Raw genomic sequence first — 2,343 nt, forward strand, 5'->3', positions numbered from 1 at the left:
TTGGCTTGCGTTGGAAGAGCTGATAGGTGTTCTTGCCTTCCTTGCGACTGGCAGTGAAGAAATGGTTATCATCCCCGTCGTAAAGCGCAGCCATGAGAAGACCCTTCTTGTCCTTGATCGCAAGCAGGCGGTTCTCTAAGTTCTTCTCAGAAGCGATGTTGGTTCAGTATAGTTAGCTATAAGTAAACTTTATATTGCACCATAAGTAAAATCTCCTGAAGAAATTCTTCAAGAGATTTTAACGAATCTAATTATGAGAAAAGTTTTTCACTAACAAATAGTTTGTTCTTAGTTTTAACTGTGTATTACCACCTTACCCATTTACACAATGTTAAACTAATTTGGAAAATCTTTGTAAACTAAATCGCTATAAAAATTTTTTTATGTAAATGCGTTGTAATTTAACATTCAAGTAAATTTTGTTTAAATCTTCATAAGGTGTGGTTCTGACGATTTCATCCACAACATTATCTACAATAACAATTTCTATAAAATTTTTAGGCTATAGTGAAATTATCGTAGGAATCTATCCAAAACTCTAGAAGTTTTATTTTTAACCAAAGTAAAAAAATAAATCTTTACAAAAATCAATCTCCTCTTGAGTTAAATCTCCGTTTTTTTCTTTATCTAAACTATAGAGTACACCTCTCACAGTATTAACAGACTCTGCTTGCTCTAACATTTGTAAACGTATTTCAGGATTATCAATGTATTTAATAATAATATTACATAATTTTTCTTTAACATCATTATAATTCATATTAGTCACCTATAATATCTACTTTTTTAAATTCAATTACCGAATTAGTTTTCAATTGTGGATAGCCTCCTTTCCCGTATTCGGGATAATAAGATGTGATTGGCTCCAAAACTTTTCCTGTATCTCCAGCTTCCTTAGGAACATACACATTATCCATTATCTGAAGTGTATCAAACTCTCCACGAAGCTTCGCATTACTCCAAGCAGGAGATATTTGATAAGCATCTTGCACCTTACTTGCTGAATCAAATTTAGATAAACCGATGTAGCTTCCAGGGGCTTCCATAGTTTTCATTGTCTGTTCAGCATACTTAGAATCCATATAACGGTAGGCAGTTGATGGTAAAGTTCTTCCATCAGGAGCTACATAAAAATCTGGTTTAGATGTAACTTTAGGCGCTGGTAAAGCTAACACAGGATCTGGTGCTGGTAAGGCAAGTGGTTTACTAGTCGGCCCAGGCAATGCTAGTTGCTGAACAGGGGTTACATCCTTACGTGGTCTCGTGACTGATACATCCCCTGATTTCGGTTTCGTCGTCACCACATCAGCCTTAGGCGCCTTCTTAGGAGACACACTACCTACTCCGTTGGTAAAGGTGTTAAAGGCAAAGTTCATAGCGACTGTTTGACCAGTAATCTTATTTCCTGTGGCCAAATCAATACCTGTGTCAATCACAGTCTCAACCGCAGATTCCACTCCAATCCTGGCAACTTGTTGAACTGCTTGATTGCCAATATTTTGAGTCACATTGGTTGCTAGACTAGCTCCTGCTCCCATCAATTGGCCGCCAATAAGACCTGAGATTGCACCTGTTCCTGCTCCTTTGGCAATCGAACCAACCAATTCCCAACCACGTTGGCCAGAACTATAGGCATCATATCCTGAGATGATTGCTCCAGAGGCTGCACCACCGATAGCCATCGCTACGGGGGCTCCAAGACCTCCAGTCGCTACGGTAAGAGCAATACCGACACCGATAGCTGCCGCAGTTACGGCAACCTTCTTCCAGTCGACATTTTTCACGAAATCAACGACTTGATTCTTGACTCGTTCAGCTGTTGTACAGACATGTTTTAAGGTATTCTGCAAGGCTGTACCCCAGTTTCGAAGGAGATTCATACCTTCTCGGATGGTTGGGGAAGAGCTCAAGCCTGTTGCCAGCGCATAGGCAGACCGAACCACTTGTTGGCGCTTAGCCTCTATCTGTGCTGCCGCTTGTTGGTATTTCTGTTGTACATAGTCACTGGCACTATTGTAGGCTGTTTGAACCTTATTCCACTGTCTGCCAACCCAATTCGATGCGCGATTGTATTGAGTGCTGACCCAGTTAGTCGCGTGGTTGAAAGCACTCTTGGTCGCATTCCAAGCCTTGGAGGCGAAACTCTTCACACTATTCCAGGTGTTTGAGGCCACTCTTTTCACCGTATTCCAGGTATTAGATGCGACTCGTTTAACACCATTCCAAGCATTAGAGGCCGTCTTTTTAACATAGTTCCAGCCTTTTTTGATACTGTTCCAGAAGTGCCCACTCGGGTCGGTATAGTTGACAGGGTTGTTCTGCACATAGCTGTAGCGGTTCTGG

At 40.9% G+C, this 2,343-nt stretch carries 1 protein-coding gene and 1 pseudogene; both read right to left on the reverse strand.

The features are described 5' to 3' along the window. Positions 1 to 553 precede the first annotated feature (553 nt). Positions 554 to 760, reverse strand: a complete 207-nt coding sequence (locus tag ADI74_RS08035; RefSeq protein ID WP_049538195.1) for a hypothetical protein — start codon at positions 758 to 760, stop codon at positions 554 to 556. Position 761: 1 nt separating this feature from the next. Further along, positions 762 to 2,343, reverse strand: a pseudogene (locus tag ADI74_RS08040) (hypothetical protein); the annotation flags it as partial.

It is taken from the genome of Streptococcus pseudopneumoniae, from assembly GCF_001074565.1.
Taxonomy (GTDB): domain Bacteria; phylum Bacillota; class Bacilli; order Lactobacillales; family Streptococcaceae; genus Streptococcus; species Streptococcus pseudopneumoniae_J.